Origin of the sequence: Escherichia sp. MOD1-EC7003 (genome assembly GCF_002965065.1) — a bacterium.
Lineage (GTDB): Bacteria > Pseudomonadota > Gammaproteobacteria > Enterobacterales > Enterobacteriaceae > Escherichia.
Genome location: NZ_PTRE01000139.1, coordinates 1 through 20,798 on the forward strand (window position 1 = coordinate 1; position 20,798 = coordinate 20,798).

A 20,798-nucleotide genomic window follows, 5' to 3' on the forward strand; every position below is an offset into this window, starting at 1 on the left:
CGGCATCAGGTGCCCGAGCCTGATGCGATGCTTGCGCATCTTATCAGGCCTACAAACGTGACGCGTCCGTAGGCCGGATAAGGCGTTTACGCCGCATCCGGCATCAGGTGCCCGAGCCTGACGCGATGCTTGCGCATCTTATCAGGCCTACAAAAGTGACACGTCCGTAGGCCGGATAAGGCGTTCACGCCGCATCCGGCATCAGGTGCCCGAGCCTGACGCGATGCTGGCGCATCTTATCAGGCCTACATCTGCATCAGGCCTCCTGCTGTATTTACTCCACTTACTGCCAGTTTTTCCGCTTACTGGTTTTACCAATCCCCGGATTCATACTGTTGGTCGGGTCGTTCTCGCGATAGAACTTCTGCAACGTCTCCGGTGCTTTATACAAATGACCGACGTTATGCTCGGCAGGGTATTGCGCGCCACGCTGTTGTAGCAGTTCCAGCATCTGTTCTTTCAATGCATGCACATCCACGCCTTTTTTAACGATGTAATCCTGATGGAAGACATAGCACATAAAATGGCCGTAATAGAGCTTGTGCACCAACTGGCTGTCGATCTCCGGCGGTAAATGCTCATACCATTCGGTGTCGTTACGCCGCAGGGCAATATCCAGCGCCAGAATGTCTTCGACTTCATCGGAATGCACAGCCTGATAACGAATTGCTGCGCCCGCAGCGGCGAAACGGTGTAAAAACGCTTTGCTACCTTCCTCTGGCGTACAGACAAAGAAATCGCCCTCGGCCTGTTTGAAATAATCCACCAGCCACGATTTGGCTTCACCAACGCCATCGCCCGCCATTTTTAACAGCAGATGATGCTCGTATTTATCGCGCCAGTTTTTCATGCGCGGCGGTAAATGGTTGGGGAACAGGTGACCGAATTTTTGCATCGCACGGTCGGTAAAATGCGGACGGAAGAATTTCACTTTCTCCAGCATCGCATCGGTGCGTCCCTTGAGATTAAAGAAGAACGGCATCTTGTCGGTGCCTAACTTATCAATCATCAGGAAGGTGTCTTTGCCGTACTTTTCCGCGATATCGTAGATATCCCGATGCATATATTCCCCGGCAACCGGCAGATTTTCGAAATTAGCCAGAATATGACGACGGATTTCGGTCAGTACTTCCGGCTGGTTGGTGCCGATATAAAACACCTGCTGATTTTTTTCCGCTTCGAAGGTATCAAGGCGTACCGCAAAGACGGCCAGCTTCCCGGCGCAACCAGACGATTCAAATAACCGATCCGGATCGGCGTTATAACGTGCGGGCGTGTCGGCTTCAATATCCCGAACGCGGTGGACATAGTCATAATCGTGGGCGTGACGACCATCATGGCGAACATCATCTTCTTTGATGCGATCGTCATCCAGCTTGCTAAGGATCTGCTCCGGCGTTTCGCCCAGATCAATCCCCAGGTGGTTCACCAGCGTCAGTTTGCCGTCTTCATTTATTCGCGCGAATAACGACATTTCGGTATACGCCGGGCCACGTTGCACCAGTGAGCCGCCGGAGTTGTTACAGATACCGCCGATGACCGATGCGCCTATACACGATGAACCAATCACCGAATGCGGTTCGCGACCTAATGGTTTGAGGGCTTTCTCCAGCGAATAGAGCGTGGTGCCAGGATACGCCAGCACCTGTTCGCCCTTGCCGAGAACGTGCAGCTTGTCGAGGCGCAGGGTGCTGATGATCACGATATCGCGATCATAATCGTTACCGTTTGGCGTCGAGCCTTCGGTCAGACCGGTATTGGCGGCCTGCATCAGAATAATTTTGTCAGCGGTGACGCAGGCTTTCAGCACCCGCCACAATTCCAGCAGCGAACCAGGAAAAACGACAGCCAGTGCGTCGCCCTGACCAGAACGGAAGCCCTTGCGATAGCGGGCCGTTTTGGCGGGATCGGTGAGCAGGTGTGAATGACCGACCAGACGGGCAAGTTCATTCAAAAAGGATTTATTATCAGTTGTTGTCATGGAAGACATTTTCCACTCCTTGTGGTGGCGAAAAAATATCACAAACTAGAATAGCGCCTTGTATGACAATTCAGCGAGTGAATATTTTGAAAATTCAGACAATAAACTGAGCATTCTTTTTCTCTCTCCTCCAGGCTTATGGCAAACTACGGTTTTTGCACTATTTTCGCTGCCTCGTCGGGCAACAGAGGAAGAAAAATCCATATGAAATGGCTATGTTCAGTAGGTATCGCGGTGAGTCTGGCCTTGCAACCAGCACTGGCAGATGATTTGTTCGGCAACCATCCATTAACGCCCGAAGCGCGGGATGCGTTCGTCACCGAGCTGCTCAAGAAAATGACGGTTGATGAAAAGATTGGTCAGCTTCGCTTAATCAGCGTCGGCCCGGATAACCCGAAAGAGGCGATCCGCGAGATGATCAAAGACGGGCAGGTTGGGGCGATTTTCAATACCGTAACCCGTCAGGATATCCGCGCCATGCAGGATCAGGTAATGGAGCTGAGCCGCCTGAAAATTCCTCTTTTCTTTGCTTACGACGTGCTGCACGGTCAACGCACGGTGTTCCCGATTAGCCTCGGTCTGGCCTCTTCTTTTAACCTCGATGCGGTGAAAACGGTTGGGCGTGTCTCAGCTTATGAAGCGGCAGATGATGGCCTGAATATGACCTGGGCACCGATGGTCGATGTCTCGCGCGATCCGCGCTGGGGACGTGCTTCCGAAGGTTTTGGCGAAGATACATATCTCACCTCAATGATGGGCAAAACCATGGTTGAAGCGATGCAAGGCAAAAGCCCGGCAGATCGCTACTCGGTGATGACCAGCGTCAAACACTTTGCTGCATACGGTGCGGTAGAAGGCGGTAAAGAGTACAACACCGTCGATATGAGCCCGCAGCGTCTGTTTAATGATTATATGCCGCCGTACAAAGCGGGGCTGGACGCAGGCAGTGGCGCGGTGATGGTGGCGTTGAATTCTCTGAACGGCACGCCTGCCACCTCCGATTCCTGGCTGCTGAAAGACGTATTGCGCGATCGGTGGGGCTTTAAAGGCATCACCGTTTCCGATCATGGCGCAATCAAAGAACTGATTAAACACGGTACGGCGGCAGACCCGGAAGATGCGGTGCGCGTGGCGCTGAAGTCCGGGATCAACATGAGTATGAGCGATGAGTACTACTCGAAGTATCTGCCGGGGTTGATCAAGTCCGGCAAGGTGACGATGGAAGAGCTGGACGACGCTGCCCGTCATGTGCTGAACGTTAAATATGATATGGGGTTGTTTAACGACCCATACAGCCACCTTGGGCCGAAAGAATCTGACCCGGTGGATACCAATGCCGAAAGCCGTTTGCACCGCAAAGAAGCGCGTGAAGTGGCGCGTGAAAGTCTGGTGCTATTAAAAAACCGTCTCGAAACGTTGCCGCTGAAAAAAACAGCCACCATTGCGGTGGTGGGGCCACTGGCAGACAGCAAACGTGACGTCATGGGCAGCTGGTCTGCCGCTGGTGTTGCCGGGCAATCCGTGACCGTACTGACCGGGATTAAAAATGCCGTCGGTGAAAACGGTAAAGTGCTGTATGCCAAAGGGGCCAACGTCACCAATGACAAAGGCATCGTTGACTTCCTGAATCAGTATGAAGAAGCGGTCAACGTCGATTTGCGCTCGCCGCAAGAGATGATTGATGAAGCTGTGCAGACTGCGAAACAATCTGATGTGGTGGTGGCTGTGGTCGGTGAAGCACAGGGGATGGCGCATGAAGCCTCCAGTCGGACCGATATCACTATTCCGCAAAGCCAACGTGACTTGATTGCGGCGCTGAAAGCCACCGGTAAACCGCTGGTGCTGGTGCTGATGAACGGTCGTCCACTGGCGCTGGTGAAAGAAGATCAGCAGGCCGACGCGATTCTGGAAACCTGGTTTGCGGGTACGGAAGGCGGTAATGCGATTGCCGATGTGTTGTTTGGTGATTACAACCCGTCCGGCAAGCTGCCAATGTCCTTCCCGCGTTCTGTCGGGCAGATCCCGGTGTACTACAGCCATTTGAATACCGGTCGTCCGTATAATGCCGACAAGCCGAACAAATACACTTCGCGCTATTTCGATGAAGCTAACGGGGCGCTTTATCCGTTTGGCTATGGTCTGAGCTACACCACTTTCACCGTCTCTGAGGTGAAACTTTCTGCGCCGACCATGAAGCGTGACGGCAAAGTGACCGCCAGCGTGCAGGTGACGAACACCGGTAAGCGCGAAGGGGCCACGGTAGTGCAGATGTACTTGCAGGATGTGACGGCTTCCATGAGTCGTCCGGTGAAGCAGCTGAAAGGCTTTGAAAAAATCACCCTGAAACCGGGCGAAACTCAGACCGTCAGCTTCCCGATCGATATTGAGGCGCTGAAGTTCTGGAATCAGCAGATGAAATATGACGCCGAGCCTGGCAAGTTCAACGTCTTTATCGGCACTGATTCCGCACGCGTTAAGAAAGGCGAGTTTGAGTTGCTGTAATGCTTTAGTCAGGGCGCGACGTTTGCGCCCTTTGCCTGATGCACTGTGCTTATCAGGCCTACAGGGTGTTTGCACCCTTTTGAATTTTCGCTATTTGTAGGCCGGATAAGGCGTTTACGCCGCATCCGGCAAAAAACACGATGATTTTCTCTTAATTCGCTGAAAAAAAGTAAAAAAATGAGGAAAGCATCATGCCACTCTCAAAACTCTGGGCAGGTTCACTGGTTTTGTTGGCAGCCGTGAGTCTGCCGCTACAGGCGGCTTCTCCCGTTAAAGTCGGTTCAAAAATTGATATCGAAGGCGCGTTGCTGGTGGCACTGGCGGCGATCATCGCAGACCGCCTGTTTGAACGGCTGGTGCAGGTGTTTAGCCAGCACGCAAAATAAAGGTATAACCTGCGAGCATGACGCCACCAATTCCACCTAATGCCATAAACAGGAACAGGGCGATGACCCCAATTTTAGCTATGCGCATAATGCACTCCTTATGTTAACGAAAGGATTGTACAGTAAAGCGCATTTGTTAACGAATCATTAAATGCCGAGCGGGAAAATATCATGGCCTTGCTGTTGCCAACTGGTGAGTTGCTGTTGCTGGGCGGGGGACTGGTTTTCGCCGCACCACACCAATAGCGTGCGGCCTTCAAACAGTTCCGGGCGTAGTTGATTGAGTGAGTGGGCGAGGACATCAATGCGCCATCCTTGTTGACTGGCAATCCAGCCCTCCAGCCACAGACGGGTGGTATCGTGAATATTCCAGCCAACCACCAGTGCATCTTTACCTTGTTTTTTGTGCGCAGAGGCCAGGCAAATAGCGATGTAGTTGATTAGTACGCCGTCGAGGATCGCCAGCAACGCCTGGAGAGTCGGTTGTTGGCACTGAAGCCGTCGGCGCAGAGGAATAAACAGGTGCGTGGTGAGCGTCTGGGCGGGGTAATCCTGTCCACGCTCTTTGATCCACGTTCGCAGGCTATGCAGATTGCCGCTTTGCAGGTAAGTCAGTAATGTTTCTTGCTGATCGCGCCAGCCGTTCTGTACATCAACATTTTCATTACTGAGCAGCATTTTAACTTTGCTGACCTGCACGCCGTTGTCGATCCAGCGTTTGATCTCCCGGATCCGGTCAATATCGGCATCGTTGAACAGCCGATGACCGCCGTCTGTCCGCTGCGGTTTCAGCAATCCGTAACGCCTCTGCCACGCGCGTAACGTGACAGGGTTGATATCACAAAGCAACGCCACTTCACCAATTGTGTAAAGCGCCATCCTCTCACCCTTGCTCGCGAGGTCCCGGTTTAACTTTAGACGCAGTTTTGCGAACCAGGTAGTTTTGCCCGTTTTTTGTGCATCTTTAGGTTTTTTTATTTTTGCCAGGCAATTTTGAGTGATCGTACTCACGAATTCTCATTTTTCTGCAAGAGTTCAAAGAAAGTTAAACGCAGGCAATGTATGTTACGCGTTTTAAAGGGAAGTGTGGTTTGCGGGTATGTACGATTTTAATCTGGTGTTGCTGCTGCTTCAGCAGATGTGCGTTTTTTTAGTCATTGCGTGGTTAATGAGTAAAACGCCATTATTCATACCGTTAATGCAGGTTACGGTTCGTCTGCCGCATAAATTTCTCTGCTACATCGTCTTTTCCATCTTCTGCATCATGGGCACCTGGTTCGGGTTGCACATCGACGATTCTATTGCCAATACTCGTGCGATTGGCGCGGTAATGGGCGGTTTACTCGGCGGTCCGGTCGTCGGTGGGCTGGTTGGTCTGACCGGTGGGTTACATCGATATTCGATGGGGGGTATGACCGCGCTAAGTTGCATGATCTCGACCATCGTTGAAGGATTGCTTGGCGGCCTGGTACACAGCATCCTGATCCGTCGCGGGCGCACTGATAAAGTCTTTAACCCCATAACCGCCGGTGCCGTCACGTTCGTCGCTGAAATGGTGCAAATGCTGATCATCCTGGCGATCGCCCGACCTTATGAAGATGCGGTGCGTCTGGTGAGTAATATTGCTGCGCCAATGATGGTCACTAATACTGTCGGCGCGGCGCTGTTTATGCGTATATTGCTCGATAAACGCGCAATGTTTGAAAAATACACTTCGGCTTTTTCTGCCACCGCGCTGAAAGTGGCGGCCTCGACAGAAGGCATTTTGCGCCAGGGGTTTAACGAAGTGAACAGCATGAAAGTGGCGCAGGTGCTGTATCAGGAGCTGGATATTGGTGCCGTCGCGATTACCGATCGTGAGAAATTGCTGGCCTTTACCGGAATTGGTGACGACCACCATTTACCCGGCAAACCGATTTCTTCGACTTACACCTTAAAAGCGATTGAAACCGGTGAAGTGGTCTACGCTGATGGCAACGAAGTGCCTTACCGTTGCTCGTTGCATCCGCAATGCAAACTGGGGTCGACGCTGGTGATCCCGTTGCGTGGTGAAAATCAGCGGGTGATGGGCACCATCAAATTGTATGAAGCCAAAAACCGTTTGTTCAGTTCAATCAACCGCACGCTGGGCGAGGGGATTGCGCAACTGCTTTCGGCGCAGATCCTTGCCGGGCAATATGAGCGGCAAAAAGCGATGCTCACCCAGTCAGAGATCAAACTACTTCACGCCCAGGTGAACCCCCATTTCTTGTTTAATGCGCTTAACACCATTAAAGCGGTAATCCGTCGTGACAGCGAACAGGCCAGCCAACTGGTGCAGTATCTTTCCACTTTTTTTCGCAAAAACTTAAAGCGGCCTTCGGAGTTTGTTACTCTCGCCGACGAAATTGAACATGTGAATGCTTATCTGCAAATTGAAAAGGCGCGCTTCCAGTCGCGTTTGCAGGTTAACATTGCTATTCCGCAAGAATTATCCCAGCAGCAATTGCCCGCGTTTACTCTGCAACCGATAGTGGAAAACGCCATTAAACATGGGACATCACAGCTGCTGGATACAGGACGAGTGGCAATCAACGCCCGACGTGAGGGGCAACATTTGATGCTGGAGATCGAAGACAATGCCGGTTTGTATCAACCGGTAACCAATGCCAGCGGGCTGGGGATGAATCTGGTGGATAAGCGTTTACGTGAACGATTTGGCGATGACTATGGGATAAGCGTCGCCTGTGAGCCTGATAGTTACACCCGAATAACATTACGACTGCCATGGAGGGATGAGGCATGATTAAAGTCTTAATTGTCGATGATGAACCGTTAGCTCGGGAGAACCTGCGCGTATTTTTGCAGGAGCAGAGTGATATCGAAATCGTCGGTGAGTGTTCAAATGCCGTGGAAGGGATCGGCGCGGTGCATAAACTGCGTCCGGACGTGCTGTTTCTCGACATCCAGATGCCGCGCATCAGCGGTCTGGAAATGGTGGGGATGCTCGACCCGGAACATCGTCCGTATATCGTTTTTCTCACCGCGTTTGATGAATACGCCATTAAAGCCTTTGAAGAGCATGCCTTTGATTATCTCCTGAAGCCAATTGATGAAGCGCGGCTGGAGAAAACGCTGGTGCGATTGCGTCAGGAGTACAGCAAGCAGGATGTTTCGCTGTTACCGGAAAATCAACAGGCGCTGAAATTTATCCCTTGTACGGGGCATAGTCGGATTTATTTGCTGCAAATGAAAGATGTGGCATTTGTCAGCAGTCGGATGAGCGGTGTCTACGTTACCAGTCACGAAGGGAAGGAAGGTTTTACTGAACTGACTTTACGCACCCTGGAAAGCCGTACACCGCTACTGCGCTGCCATCGTCAGTATCTGGTTAACCTCGCGCATTTACAGGAGATTCGTCTGGAAGATAACGGCAAGGCCGAGTTGATTTTGCGTAATGGCTTAACTGTGCCGGTCAGCCGCCGTTATCTGAAAAGCTTAAAAGAGGCGATTGGCCTGTAAAAGACTGCTAAAATGACTTTTTGCGTCATCAACACCTGAAGGCCTCATGCTAAGTAACGATATTCTGCGCAGCGTGCGCTACATTTTGAAAGCCAATAATAACGACCTGGTGCGCATTCTGGCGCTGGGCAATGTCGAAGCCACCGCGGAACAGATCGCCGTCTGGCTACGCAAAGATGACGAAGAGGGTTTTCAGCGTTGTCCGGACATTGTTTTGTCTTCATTCCTCAATGGCCTGATTTATGAAAAACGCGGCAAGGATGAGTCTGCTCCGGCGCTGGAGCCGGAACGCCGCATTAATAACAACATCGTGCTGAAAAAATTACGCATCGCGTTTTCGCTGAAAACCGATGACATTCTGGCGATCCTTACCGAACAGCAGTTCCGCGTTTCGATGCCGGAAATTACGGCGATGATGCGTGCACCGGATCATAAAAACTTCCGCGAATGCGGCGATCAATTTTTACGTTATTTTCTGCGTGGACTGGCAGCGCGCCAGCATGTGAAGAAAAGCTAAGACGGTTATGGCGGCCATGCGAAAAACATGGCCGCCGACAGATTATTTTACTTCTTTAAAACCAGCGGCTTTCATCACCAGTTCCATTTGCGCCATAGTGATACCTTTTTTGGCATCTTCAGCAGAAACGTTGATTCCTGAAATACCCTGCAGGGCTTTAAAATCAACTTTTTCCATATCGATAGTCACGTTTTCTTGCGCGTAGGTATCGGTATAGGTTAATTTTTCTTCAACACCCTGGATGTTTTTGTATTTGGCGCTTAACGGCTCAAGTGTCTTGGCAGCATCTTCTTTGGTGGTTGCACCAATGGAGGCAAATTGGATTTTGGTTTCAGAAGATTGCTTAAGGACTTTGTCACCTTTGTAGACATAGGTAATAGCAATTTCAGTACCGTTCAGATTGGCGCTGAATTTCTTTGATTCTTCTTTGTCACCACAGCCAGCAAGAGAGAAAACCAGAACAGATGCAACAACAAGGGAAAACAGCTTATTGAAAGCCTTCATGTAAAACTCCATTTTATTTAATCAAGGAACTGGTGACTCTCACCAGAGGCTATATAGGATATGCCTAATACCGTGCTATGAGCAGTCCGAAACTGGAGTAGAACTCTCAGTAAAAAGCACTATTTCCTCCTTGTTACTCAAGCATGGGTAATAATTGTTCGCAAAGCAAAACACCGTTATTCATTGCTTCTACCCGTGCCTCGCCTTCTGTATGACGAAATTGTCCCAACACATGAGCCAACCGATAAAAACCTACCGTGGAGAGGTCATTGGCCAGCAACTCTGCCTGACTAATAGCACTCTGTTCCTGATAGCGCCAGCCATTATGGAGCAGTTGAATAAGCAACGCCTGACAGCGCATCAGCAACTGATGAGCGGTAGACGGCACAGACAGAACGCTGGCAGAAGGTAGCGGGGCCACTGGCGCAGTTTCTGCGTCCAGCGCCCAGGCGCGAGTTTTTGTCATCATTATCCGAGGTTCCAGTGTCAATTGCCCCTCAACAAAACTGACAAAGCCAGATACCAGACTCACGGGGTCCTCTGTTTGTTGTAACAGAGCTGCCATGCGTTCAACAGCAAAGGGCGCACAGGCTGAAGCTGGCAGTGATAACGTCAGCACATTATCTTCACCTTCGCCACTGATTACCTGTGCATCCAGCGTTTGTCGGCTGCTATCCCAACCGAGCGAAATACACTCTGCTACCGGCAAAATAAATAAGTTATCGACCTGGTTGAGCGGTCGTATGCTGGCGGGGGGGCGCTGGCGTAAATATTCCCGCAAAGCCACAATGCCCGGCTGGCGCAACGGCGTGCTCAATATTTGCCAGGCATCTGGCGACAGCGGAACAACGCTGCTTAAGCGGTTGCGGGTAGCTAACAGCAGCTCGCCATCGGCACTGCGTTTTGCTGCTTGTGAAACAATTTGCCCACCCGCCAGCGCACTAGCCTGAAAACTAAACAGCCGCCGTTTTGCTGCTGGAGAGTTATCCTGTTCACTTCTCGGCCAACTACGCGAAAGATGCAAAATACTGCCGGTGTCGGGATCGGTGAACCAGATGCGTAAACCATACTGCTCATTATCCTGCCAGCAACGCATACCTAGTGACACCAGCCGCAAATGATCAAGTTTGGCTTCTCCGGCAATTCCCGCGCCGACAATGGTGCGCCACGGCGCTGGCGGTACTTCACCGACACTGTCGCGTCGTGCCATCTCTTGCGCACAGTTCAACCGACTATTTAATGCCGCAAGCTGACGCAGGCATTCTCCAGCATGATAGTGACTGGCGCGAGCATGGAAAGCGTCAACACTGGTTCGTAGTTGCCGAAGTGATTCACTCACCCAGCGCCAGTTGCAGGTGTCCGCCGCCTGCTGCGCCCGGCTGAAAGCGGCCTCGTAATGAATTGGCGGTTGGCTGATGCCCCCCAGCCATAATGCCTGGCTTAATTGCTGAACATATTGACGACACGCTTTACCTTCGTCGCTGGCAAACGGATCATCAGATGATGTGACGTGTTCACTGCGCATCTGCCAGATCAGATGGTTAAATTCTGCTTGCTGATTTTTGGCCTCGACGAAGGCCTGCACAGCCAGTGCTATGTGTTCACACAGCGTTCCTTCAATACAATCACAGCGTGCGAAGCGAATACTGCTGCGGGAATAAAAACGTACATCACTCATCGGTAAGCGGGCAGAGGGCATTTCGCCCGGCGTACAGAACAACTCAATGGTGATGCCTTTAGCGACCAGTGCCTGTGCGCGTTTACGGGTAGCATCGGGCAGGGTTGCCAGTTCTTCCAGCCAGATTGCCGGATCCCACTCATCTTCTTTTTTTGTAGGCTGGGCGGTGGCGCAAAGGCGTTGATAACTTAATACCAGCATCACGCGATGGCGGCACATGCCGCTGGCTCCGCAGCTACATCGGGCCTCTTTCAGTGCCTGACCACTCGCCAGCTGAGTACGTACACCGTCACTGAACGTGGCGATTAAAGCATCGTTCTCATAGCTGATTTCTGGGACGTTGCCATTTTCCAGTTCCTTAAGGCTGCGCTTCACAAAACCGGCATTGCTTAACGCCGTCAGAGCCTGCGGTGTCAGCTCCAGTAATTCCGGACGTAGTGAATTCATGACTGAAGATTCTCCGCAAGCCAGGTCGCCAGTTCTCCCGGCGTCATCGCGGCTATTTGTGCGCCGACATTAACCAGTGCCTGGGCCATATCGCGGTCATAGCAATGTGTTGCGGTGCTATCAAGCGCCGCCAGCCCCAGTACTTTGATGCCGCTCTGGACACACTTTTTCACCTGATGCGTGAGCAATGATGATGACCCCCCTTCATAAAAATCGCTCACGAGAATAATGACGCTTTTTGCTGGTTGTTCAATAAGTTGCCGACCATACTCCACGGCACTGGCGATATTGGTCCCGCCGCCCAACTGTACTTTCATTAATAACTCTACCGGATCGGCAACGTCTGCCGTGAGATCGACCACACTGGTGTCAAAAGCGACCAGATGCGTGCGGATACCGGGTAACTGCCATAAACAGGCCGCCATTACCGCAGAGTGGATCACCGAATCGACCATTGATCCGCTTTGATCAACCAGTAAGACCAGTTGCCATTGTTCACTGTGGCGCTTAATACGGCTGTTAAAGCGGGGGGATTCTATATACAACTTGCCATGTTGCGGGTGCCAGTGTTGCAGGTTAGCGCGCAGGGTACTTCTGAAATCGAAGTTTCGTGCCAGTGGAATAAATGAGCGGCGACGGCGATCGCGGACACCAGAAAAAGCCTGGCGAACTTCCTTTGCCAGTCGCGCCATAATTTCTTCAACCACCTGGCGCACTATCCGGCGTGCGGCAGCCAGCACTTCGGGATTCATCAGATGTTTGGTATGCAAAACGGCGCGTAGCAGGCTTTCGGACGGTTGCATACGTTCGAGCACTTCAAGATTTGTCACCACATCTTCTATGCCGTAGCGCAGCACCGCATCGCTTTCCAGGCGCTCAATCACCTGCTGCGGAAACAGCGTGTGAATATCGTTGATCCATTCCGGTGTGGTGAGATTTGAGCTACCTAATCCACCGGAGCGTTCACCACGCTGGAGCCGTTCAGGATCGCGCCCGTACAGCCACTCCAGCGCGTGGTCTATCTGCCGGGCGTTGTCATCCAGCCCACAAAGCGTCGTTTCTGCCGCTTCGCCAAGAATTAATCGCCAGCGTTGTAGCTCACGGGTGGTCAGAAGATCGTTCTGTTCAGACATGGAAAACTCCCCAGTGTTGCAGCGATGCCAGTGCCTGCTGTTCGAGTTGTTGATGATGTGCAATGGCTTGCGGTGGACAATGCAACGGCATTTGCAGCGCCGAAATGGGAAGTTGTGCCAGTTGATAATGCTCAAGCACCTGATGCGCCAGTGTCCCGCGCTCTCGTGGCGGTAGCCAGGCCATCGCCGCGCGCAAATCGGGCAGGGCGTTAATAAAATCGTCGTCACTCAATTGATTTAAATGACGGCTGAAACCGGCGATAAATGCAGGCTGACAGGCCAGTTGATGGCGGGCCAGCGCCAGCAAACCGTGCAGCGCCTCGCCAGATTGTGCCGGGGGTAATTGCGCCAGCATCGTCAACGCCGCTTCGGTACTGGCGTTGGGATGTTCCAGACGTATCAGTGCGCCCAATGCCGCGCCGCGATCCAGTGCCGGGGTATGAATCGCCTGACTGCGGCGCTCCAGTAAGGCCACCGCCGCAGAAAGAGAAACGCCGGGGAGCGCCACACCGCTATGCAGATCGCGAAGGATATGGCAAAGCGCCTGCCAGCTATGCAAGTGAGCGTGGAACTCCTTTTCATCCGGTCTGCCGTTGGATTCACACAACCAGAGCGTGCGATCGATAGCCGCGCATAATGTCGTTTGTAATATCTGAGCGCCTTGCATACCGCTGATATCATCCAGCCGCCATAAGGCATAAAGCACTTCCAGCGCCTGGCCCATCTCGGCAAACTGATTTTCCTAGGCGATTAATAATCTGAGTTGTTCCAGTAATTGCTCACTAAAGCTCGCCAGGCCCGCTAACGCCGCCTGGCTAAGACATGTGGTGATGCTACCGATTCCACCCGCGTCCAGCATATCGGCTTCTAATTTATTGCGTGCGGCTTCCTGGAGCGTGGCGCCAAAGCAGGCGGCCTCAATCAATGCCGCATATTGGATAAGCGGCTGGGTTAATTTCCACTGTTCTTCACCGTTACCCGCAAGCGTCAGTGTACTTCCGTGCTGGCGCACAATGCCGGGAATCGCCAGTATTGCCAACCGATGCAGCACCTGGCTTTGCGCCAGCCCATCGGAGGTAAAGCGATTTAAGGTAAGCTCTGCCGGAAGAGAGATTGTGGTACGTTCCAGTTCGCAAATGACATCTTTTGGCAGAGGTGGTTGTGGCGTGGCGGGGGCAAGTTTACCGAATCTGTCTCCCGCTAATGTGTCTATCAACGTTACCAGAATCGGATCGGTATCGGGATGAATAACTCCGCGATAGCTCCACGGCAACGGCGTATTCAGGGCTTCTTTAATCAGCGATCCTGCTATGGCATCCAGCCAGTCAGTGCGTAACGGTAGCGTATGACCGCGCAACTGTGCCAGCGCTATCGCATGCAGATGAGCGGCAGCCATATCCGCGGTAGAAGCGGGAAAGTGGTGCTGGCGCAAACGGGTAAGAACCGTTTTTAGCAATTGTTCTCCCGCCTGCTGCAAGCCAAACTGCCAGCACCAGCTTTGCCAGACCGGGGCAGGCATTCCTGAAAGGTATCCCGCCAGCACATCAAGGCGCTTTTCACTGTATGGCGTGAGATAGCAACCTGTAACGGCATCTGCCACCGAGGGCAATTCTGGTTTGTTAATTTCTTGCGGGCATTCGCGCCACATTTTTGCCAGTGCAGGAGCGTGCCAGCCGCCGCAGACGACCAATACGTCGCCATTGTTTTGCTGCATCGCCCATGCGATCCAGCGAGCCATAAAGGCTTCGCGCTGGCGGTTTAAGGCATCGCCGGAGGAGTCGCCCCGCAGTTGGGCAAAATAGTGCGCCAGTGCAGAGGGTAATGCAGTTTTCTGGCTTTCATCTTCGAACAAGTGATCCCACAGGGTATCGCTGTTATCCATGCGGGTGGCACGCAGCAGTAAGGCCTGGTTTTCATCTTGCGTATCGGGTGAATCGTCCTCTTCTTCACTCTGTGCCCAGCAAGGCAAATCGATAAAGTATGTTTGTGCCTGAATGTGACGTGCGGCATGCAGCGCCTGCCACTCCGGCGAGAATTCGGCAAACGGTGTCCAGGCACCGCATCCTGTAGTATTGCTGTCCTGATACTGAGAATAACTGTAAATAGCCACCGGAAGCTGGTGGGCTAAAAACAGTTCGTCTACCCGGTCATTAAAATCAGCCGGCCCTTCAATCAATACGTATCGTGGCCGCTGGCTTTCGATTAACGATTTCACCAGCCGGGCGCAGGCCGGACTATGATGCCGGATGCCGACAATTAACGGCTCACTCATGCTCTTTCCTCACGGCAGGCGGTGGCGAGCCTGGTAATAAGCCTGCCAGTGTGCTTCTTTATGCGTAGCAACGCGCTGTTCAAAGTAACGGCGCAGGCGGGCGCGATCTTCTTCGTTATCTTTGACGATTGTTCCGGCAATACAATCCACCAGGTCGGCAGGTTCCCCCGCGCGATTCGCTAAAAACCAGGCGCGGACGCCCACGGCGTGGGCCACGTTGACGGCTTCGGCAGTGGACATAATTGCTGTCAGGGTGTCCATTGACGTTTTCTTTTCGCCGCTGGCGCGCAGATCGCGGAAGGTGCGGACCAGTAACTCCAGTACCGCGTCAGGCACTTTATGCGGAATGCCGCTATGGGCCAGTAAACGCGCCGAAGCACTGGCGACCAGTTCCAGCTCCTGGGCGAAATCCATAATCGGAAAAACAGTTTCAAAATCGAATCGACGCTTTAGCGCGGCGCTCATTTCATTGACGCCGCGATCTCGGGTATTGGCGGTGGCAATAATATTAAAACCTTCCCGCGCATAGAGTTGGCTGGCTTCACCGGTGAGTTCCGGCACTGTCATTACCCTGTCAGAAAGCATACCTAACAGACAGTCCTGTACTTCCAGTGGGGTACGGGTAATTTCCTCAAAGCGAACTATCTTGCCGTCGCGCATTCCCTGGTAGAGTGGGGCAGGGACCAGCGCTTCCGTTGACGGACCATGATTGATAAGCAGGGCGTAGTTCCAGCCGTACTTGATTTGATCTTCGGTAGTAGATGCGCCGCCCTGAATGGTTAAACCGGCATCGCCGCTAATAGCGGTTGCCAGTAATTCAGAAAGAAGAGATTTTGCCGTACCCGGTTCCCCCACCAACATCAAACCGCGCCCGGTGGCAAGAGTGACTAACATACGTTCGACAGCGGAGGGGCTAATCACGACTTTGCGGCTGATATTTTGCGCTTCGTCGCCAAGGATAAAAGCACGGGCGGCAGGTAAACTTAACTGCCAGCCAGGCGGGCAAGGTACGTTATCATTTTGTTTTAATTTTGCCAGTTCATCGGCGTATAACACAGCGGCAGGTGGACGCTGCAGGTGATTATTCTGCGGTGACATATATTCATCCCTGAAATGTATTAATAAAATAAACGATATCTTACGCGCAATAAATGTTTGGCGCATTAATTGTTTGAGCGAAAAATATCTGGAAAGTAGATCACAGTAAATAAAAAAACCTGCTGGTGAGGCAGGTTCTTTTATTTACTACTTTCAGGCCCAATACCACAGCCTGTGCAACATCGTGTTCCAACGAACGAATTATAACCACCTCCGTCCCCCGTTGCAATTCTGCAGGCGAGATTTATAATCCAGACCGTTGGGAAGTTGCACCGGATCGGACCAATTTCAAGTCCTGGCTACCGGACGGGTGGTGCTGCAGGTGGTGCCCTGATCCGGAGTGCAACATCGTGGTCCAACATACGTAAACCAGTGTCGACAGGCAGTGTAAGGGTAAGGTGCTGGTGTTGCGCTCCTTAATAAGGAGAGCGGATGGACACGCTGACACAAAAGTTAACCGTGCTCATTGCCGTACTGGAGTTATTAGTGGCTCTGTTACGGTTGATTGATTTGTTGAAGTAACGGGCAAATTGAAACGCATCTAAGGGGGAATACCTCTTCCCCCTTTAATAAAGCTATACTCGTCATACTTCAGGTTGTATGTGCTGCGACTGCGGGTTATTCGGCCCATCCATGGGCCTCACCCCTTACGGGGCTGCGACAAGTAGTGTTCAAATCCGCTCCATGCGGATTTGTCGTTCACCCCAGTCACTTACTCTGGTAAGCTCCAGGGGATTCACTCGCTTATCGCCTTCCTGCAACTTGAATTATTTAGAGTATAACTCTATTTCTTGGTTGAATATATTCTGTAGTTCACGATTAAAAATTGCTATTACAGTTTCAGGTGATTCACCCCGTAATTTTCGCTCATCAATAAACTCATCTCTTATATAAATCAACGCATCATTTATTAGCGGGTCGGCATCATTAAATGTTGGCCGTAGCCGGAATCGTTCCAGTCGATAGATAGAGCCTGTAAATAATTCAGAGCGTTTATGGATCTCAAGTCTGAAGAAAAACGGATCTTCAGGTACAGGGACCTCATAATCGTAAATAGCGACCAGCTCTTTTTGCACGATCATCGCTTTTCCCGGTGGTAAATAGTGTTGATAACGGGCAGTCGCATCACTGCCCGCTGTGTTTTAATGGAAAATGACGTCGGGTGCGCTTAACGCCTCACTCAAATCAAACACATCAAGTTCGGCAAAAGTGACAGATTTATTGTCGCGGTACACTCGAAGAGAACGGAAGCTCATTAGCGCTTTGCTATCAGTATTATAGTGGTTAAAACCGGGTGAAAACTTAAGGACCAGCCGGTACGCGCCTGAGTCATAGACAAATGCGTCCTCATAGCCTGACTCCCAGCCTTTGTATCGCATTCCCATAAGTTGCCCAACGGTAGCGGATTTACCTTCCCAGCGGGTCAGGTTGTTACCGGCTGACTCATCAGGCGTGAGCAGCACCGTGCGGCGTGCCAACTGGCGAAGTGGCGGTATAATTTCGTAATCGTCGAAAAGTTGTGCAAATTCACTGCGCATTTCTGCTGGCATTTCTAACGGGTGTGCAATGCCAATCAGCGCATCTGGAGGCAGATTAATGGGATCATCTTGTGCATTGCAGAATTCCCCCTCTGCGGCCACACGAAAGGCGTTGAGTAAACGACGCGGTTCATTTGCCGGATAAACGCCCCATATTAATCGCTCGGTAACCAGCCGGGTAAAGGGATGATTAACAAACAGAGAATGAAAATCTGCCAGCGACCAGCGTCGGGTGGTACGTAGTGCCGTTTCAAGACGCGGGAGCAGGTTTTTGCTCACCTGAGTGGCATCTTTTTTCAGCCCTTTTAGTCGGGCCAGTGCCTCGGGCGCTTTCAGTTGATCGTCATCGGCGCGCAATCGGGGAACACTTTTCTGGCGAACGTTTTGTTGATCATAGATAACCGGGTTGAGGTTTTCATCGAAGCGAACAGTAAACTGCCGTGGACCAAAATCAAAAATCAACGCCTGCGGATCATCAAGGCCCAGTGTTGGGACTAATCTGTCCGCTAACTCTTCTGGGCTTAGTCCGCGATTTTCCGCTACCAACTGGAGATATTCTGCCGCGTTGTCACGTAAGGGGCGGGATTTCGCCCGTTGCGAAATATGATGCAGTTGAATCAACGCCATATCATTACCCATCAGGGTAAGTATGTTCAGGCCACTCACCGCGCGGGCAGATTTTCCTTCTTGTGGCCAGGCGAGGATCAGTGATGCCAGATCCCGTGCTGTGCTTTCGTCGCCAAAGAGACTTAACGCCAGAAATGCCCAGTTGTCTTTTGCGGGGGCGCCAGCTTGTTGCCAGGCGGTAAAGAGATCCCAGGCAAAAGCGGCCAGCGTTTGCGGCTGGCAGAACATTTTCAGTTGTTCCAGCCCGCAATAAAAACGTCCACCCTGGGTAAATCGCAGCATTTCGCCGATAATTTCCAGAGCGTCATCGGTAACAGGCTGATTATTAGTGATAAGGCGCGGCCTGGACCACATTGCCGGATGCCAGAAATCAGGCGCTTTTGGAATGCGTGCCGGGTAAATTTCCACTGGACTCTGTTTAAGTAACTGCTCCAGGGCAGGCCATACATCTGTACGCTGCCAGCGGTTTGCCACGGTTTGCAGCAATTCGCTATATCCCTGTTCATACAGTAAGCGCAGGGCAAGTAATGCGGCTTCGTTATTATCGCTGGACCTGGTGAAGACAAGAGGGATAAGGGCAGTAGCCGTATGTTCTGGCCATTGTAAAATCCACTGGCGTGCCAGATTACGCTGGCCCGCAAAACGGTGCCAGACGCGGGCAACGGGCAGCGCCAGTTCTGTTGCGCCAAAATTTAAAATTAACGGAAATGTTTCTTTTGGACGATGTGAAAAAGCCAACAACAGGCCGGGTAATGTCTCCAACCCGAGGATACTGAGAAAATAGTCTTCACCCGCGAACAGATGCTTTTTCTCATTGATACGTAGCCAGAAAGTCAAAGCCATCTCACGCGGCAACTGTGCCAATAAATACAGGTTCCAGACACTCTTTTCTGGGCGATAACGTGAGTAGTTATCATTTTCCCATATGTTAATTAACGCTTCTACGTTACCGCTGCGAAGCGCCTGTTCTGCTAATTGTGCTTGCGGGGAATTCCAGCCATTCAGGATCTCTTCAACTCGCCACGGGTAGTAATGCCACTGAACGATGAGTGAATTGCGATCAGTATCCAGTTTGCCGGGCAGTATATAATCCAGGAACAGCCATACATCATCTCCAAATCCCAGCTCCTGTAATACAACTCGTCCACTTTTTTGTTCCAGGCGTTCCGCAAGAGATTCCGTGCTGAAATAACGGGCAGACTCTGTGGCGGCAAGTCTTTCTCGTTCGCCTGGTTGCCAGTAAGCTTGCGGTGTTAATTCGAGCGGTGCCAAATCAAGACGTGGAACTGCCATTTTTTTCTTACCACGCCACGGTGGTGAAACGAGGATTTCAGGCATTTGGCTGTTATTAGTAGTGTCAATAACAGGTTTTGGCGGTGCCGATAAATAACTATTCAGCACTGTCCGGGCTTGAGTACTTAACCACGGCATCACCTCTTCTGCCAGTTGTGGCAGTGATGCTATCAGCGTTTGTAACAGCGTGCGCCAGTATTCATCACGTGCTTTTTGCTGTGCCGGGAGCTTTTTGTCTTCGATAATTGGATAGCCGGGGCGGGCAGGCGGTTTTTTTAGTGCCAGCAGTTCCACCAGCGCGGCGAGCGTGGCATGAGGGAATGTTTTAGCAAACTTCGCCACGCGTTGCAGGCTGGGTTTATTTTTATCCGCAACTAGCAGTAAGGTGCGGATGACCAGCGGATGGTTAATTTGCACCAGCAGGCTACCGCAATCTTCTTTATGGGCATACATCGCCAGGCGCGGAACGGCTGCAATTCCCTGTTCACGCAACAGTGCTGCGCAGGCAGCGTAGCCAAAGTGGTTTTCTCTTGACATGTAGCTGGCTTCACGATCGCTAAAAACATCCTGACTCCAGTAATGTTCAAGTTCTTTCAGCGCATCTGGTGTTGTAGCGACAGCTTTCAACCATTCCTTTGAATGGATACGTGGCCGTGAGCTTTCCAGGTGGGCGAGTTCATTGGCAATTTCTGGTTTCTCCGGGAGTATCAGCGCAATAAAGGGACGCCGAACTTTGGGTATTTCTGGCACTGCTGCAATGAGTTTGTCGGCGCAACGTTGCCAGCAGTTTTCCTCTGCCAGTGATAAATGTTTACGTAAACGGAGATCAAAATCGTTATAGGTATCTGAACGATAGCCATAGCCACTATCATCGAGCGGCATCAAAGTGACGTCTAATGGCTGTGTAGAGTAACGTTGTGCAATACACTGACGAGCGATCACCACCTCAGTGGCATATTCCAGTCCCTCTTTTTGGACGATTTCATCAAGCAACTGCTGGCTGTCATTGTTTGCAATACGGGTCAGTACCGCCATTGTACACGCAGAGACAGATGGTTTATGTTCGCCGACCAGACTGATTGCTTGTGTGATGGCGTCATGCCACTGTACAGAGCATTGCTCGTATTGCCAGTTAATATTTTCCTTACTGCCTGCCCGTTGAAGAATGTCATCTCCTAACGTCTGGATAAGGTTTTCAGTGACAACCGCTACCGGTTCTCCAGGCCAGCGACGGTGACTTAGCGGTGTTTTCCCTTTTTTATATTTCATTTCTGGTTGTGCGTTGTCCACAAGCCACGGTAATTCCTTGTCCATGCTCTTT

At 51.6% G+C, this 20,798-nt stretch carries 13 protein-coding genes and 3 pseudogenes; 6 read left to right on the forward strand and 10 right to left on the reverse strand.

Annotated elements, in window-relative coordinates; translation table 11 throughout:
- Positions 1-283: 283 nt before the first annotated feature.
- Entirely contained in the window at positions 284-1,990 is a 1,707-nt protein-coding gene (dld, locus tag A7090_RS20760) for a D-lactate dehydrogenase (protein WP_105275361.1), read from the reverse strand.
- A gap of 195 nt (positions 1,991-2,185) precedes the next feature.
- On the opposite strand from dld, the gene bglX reads away from it, so the two are divergent.
- The 3 genes and pseudogenes from bglX to A7090_RS26220 all read left to right on the forward strand — a co-directional run.
- Positions 2,186-4,483, forward strand: coding sequence for a beta-glucosidase BglX (gene bglX, locus A7090_RS20765; RefSeq protein ID WP_105275362.1), 2,298 nt, complete (start codon positions 2,186-2,188; stop codon positions 4,481-4,483).
- A 191-nt stretch (positions 4,484-4,674) separates the two neighbouring features.
- Positions 4,675-4,794, forward strand: a pseudogene (locus A7090_RS26215) (ABC transporter substrate-binding protein); the annotation flags it as partial.
- Positions 4,777-4,869: pseudogene (locus tag A7090_RS26220) on the forward strand (ABC transporter permease); the annotation flags it as partial. The pseudogenes A7090_RS26215 and A7090_RS26220, both read left to right, overlap by 18 nt.
- Here A7090_RS26220 and A7090_RS20775 read toward each other — a convergent pair.
- Positions 4,850-4,957, reverse strand: a complete 108-nt coding sequence (locus A7090_RS20775; protein WP_001216963.1) for a protein YohO — start codon at positions 4,955-4,957, stop codon at positions 4,850-4,852. The pseudogene A7090_RS26220 and the gene A7090_RS20775 overlap by 20 nt on opposite strands.
- Before the next feature lie 59 nt (positions 4,958-5,016).
- Positions 5,017-5,748: an HTH-type transcriptional regulator MlrA gene (mlrA, locus tag A7090_RS20780; protein WP_105275364.1), complete on the reverse strand. Its 732-nt coding sequence runs from the start codon at positions 5,746-5,748 to the stop codon at positions 5,017-5,019.
- 220 nt (positions 5,749-5,968) lie between these two features.
- Between mlrA and btsS the strand changes: the two genes are divergently transcribed.
- From btsS to A7090_RS20795, 3 genes are read left to right on the forward strand one after another with little or no spacing between them, the layout of a single operon-like run.
- Positions 5,969-7,654 carry a two-component regulatory system sensor histidine kinase BtsS gene (gene btsS / locus A7090_RS20785; RefSeq protein WP_105275365.1) on the forward strand — a complete coding sequence of 562 codons (1,686 nt, stop codon included), beginning with the start codon at positions 5,969-5,971 and terminating at the stop codon, positions 7,652-7,654.
- On the forward strand, positions 7,651-8,370 hold the full coding sequence (gene btsR, locus A7090_RS20790; protein WP_105275366.1) for a two-component system response regulator BtsR: 720 nt from the start codon (positions 7,651-7,653) through the stop codon (positions 8,368-8,370). Before btsS ends, btsR begins: the two co-directional genes overlap by 4 nt.
- A gap of 46 nt (positions 8,371-8,416) precedes the next feature.
- The gene (locus A7090_RS20795) at positions 8,417-8,887 is read left to right on the forward strand and encodes a DUF1456 family protein (RefSeq protein WP_105275367.1); all 471 of its coding nucleotides are present in this window, start codon (positions 8,417-8,419) and stop codon (positions 8,885-8,887) included.
- Positions 8,888-8,929: 42 nt separating this feature from the next.
- Here the strand turns inward: A7090_RS20795 and A7090_RS20800 are convergent, their stop codons facing one another.
- The 7 genes and pseudogenes from A7090_RS20800 to yehI all read right to left on the reverse strand — a co-directional run bounded on the left by A7090_RS20800 (position 8,930) and on the right by yehI (position 20,791).
- Positions 8,930-9,391, reverse strand: coding sequence for a YehR family lipoprotein (locus tag A7090_RS20800; RefSeq protein ID WP_105275368.1), 462 nt, complete (start codon positions 9,389-9,391; stop codon positions 8,930-8,932).
- Between the two features lie 133 nt (positions 9,392-9,524).
- Positions 9,525-11,516: an SWIM zinc finger family protein gene (locus A7090_RS20805; protein ID WP_105275369.1), complete on the reverse strand. Its 1,992-nt coding sequence runs from the start codon at positions 11,514-11,516 to the stop codon at positions 9,525-9,527.
- Positions 11,513-12,649 (reverse strand): VWA domain-containing protein, encoded by a 1,137-nt coding sequence (locus tag A7090_RS20810; protein WP_105275370.1) that lies wholly within the window; start codon positions 12,647-12,649, stop codon positions 11,513-11,515. The genes A7090_RS20805 and A7090_RS20810 overlap by 4 nt, the downstream gene beginning before the upstream one ends.
- Positions 12,642-14,921: pseudogene (locus A7090_RS20820) on the reverse strand (DUF5682 family protein). The gene A7090_RS20810 and the pseudogene A7090_RS20820 overlap by 8 nt, the downstream one beginning before the upstream one ends.
- A gap of 9 nt (positions 14,922-14,930) precedes the next feature.
- The gene (locus A7090_RS20825) at positions 14,931-16,019 is read right to left on the reverse strand and encodes an ATP-binding protein (RefSeq protein ID WP_105275373.1); all 1,089 of its coding nucleotides are present in this window, start codon (positions 16,017-16,019) and stop codon (positions 14,931-14,933) included.
- Between the two features lie 767 nt (positions 16,020-16,786).
- Positions 16,787-17,101: a protein YehK gene (gene yehK / locus A7090_RS20830; RefSeq protein ID WP_105275374.1), complete on the reverse strand. Its 315-nt coding sequence runs from the start codon at positions 17,099-17,101 to the stop codon at positions 16,787-16,789.
- A gap of 60 nt (positions 17,102-17,161) precedes the next feature.
- Positions 17,162-20,791 carry a DUF4132 domain-containing protein YehI gene (yehI, locus tag A7090_RS20835; RefSeq protein WP_105275375.1) on the reverse strand — a complete coding sequence of 1,210 codons (3,630 nt, stop codon included), beginning with the start codon at positions 20,789-20,791 and terminating at the stop codon, positions 17,162-17,164.
- Between the last annotated feature and the right edge of the window lie 7 nt (positions 20,792-20,798).

What these genes read in the sequence shown, in the direction of transcription:
- A7090_RS20795 (WP_105275367.1), top strand. Translation starts at nt 8,417, where the DNA reads ATGCTAAGTAACGATATTCTGCGCAGCGTGCGCTACATTTTGAAAGCC.
- A7090_RS20775 (WP_001216963.1), bottom strand. Translation starts at nt 4,957, where the DNA reads ATGCGCATAGCTAAAATTGGGGTCATCGCCCTGTTCCTGTTTATGGCA.
- yehK (WP_105275374.1), bottom strand. Translation starts at nt 17,101, where the DNA reads ATGATCGTGCAAAAAGAGCTGGTCGCTATTTACGATTATGAGGTCCCT.
- dld (WP_105275361.1), bottom strand. Translation starts at nt 1,990, where the DNA reads ATGTCTTCCATGACAACAACTGATAATAAATCCTTTTTGAATGAACTT.
- bglX (WP_105275362.1), top strand. Translation starts at nt 2,186, where the DNA reads ATGAAATGGCTATGTTCAGTAGGTATCGCGGTGAGTCTGGCCTTGCAA.
- A7090_RS20805 (WP_105275369.1), bottom strand. Translation starts at nt 11,516, where the DNA reads ATGAATTCACTACGTCCGGAATTACTGGAGCTGACACCGCAGGCTCTG.
- yehI (WP_105275375.1), bottom strand. Translation starts at nt 20,791, where the DNA reads ATGGACAAGGAATTACCGTGGCTTGTGGACAACGCACAACCAGAAATG.
- btsS (WP_105275365.1), top strand. Translation starts at nt 5,969, where the DNA reads ATGTACGATTTTAATCTGGTGTTGCTGCTGCTTCAGCAGATGTGCGTT.
- btsR (WP_105275366.1), top strand. Translation starts at nt 7,651, where the DNA reads ATGATTAAAGTCTTAATTGTCGATGATGAACCGTTAGCTCGGGAGAAC.
- A7090_RS20825 (WP_105275373.1), bottom strand. Translation starts at nt 16,019, where the DNA reads ATGTCACCGCAGAATAATCACCTGCAGCGTCCACCTGCCGCTGTGTTA.
- A7090_RS20810 (WP_105275370.1), bottom strand. Translation starts at nt 12,649, where the DNA reads ATGTCTGAACAGAACGATCTTCTGACCACCCGTGAGCTACAACGCTGG.
- mlrA (WP_105275364.1), bottom strand. Translation starts at nt 5,748, where the DNA reads ATGGCGCTTTACACAATTGGTGAAGTGGCGTTGCTTTGTGATATCAAC.
- A7090_RS20800 (WP_105275368.1), bottom strand. Translation starts at nt 9,391, where the DNA reads ATGAAGGCTTTCAATAAGCTGTTTTCCCTTGTTGTTGCATCTGTTCTG.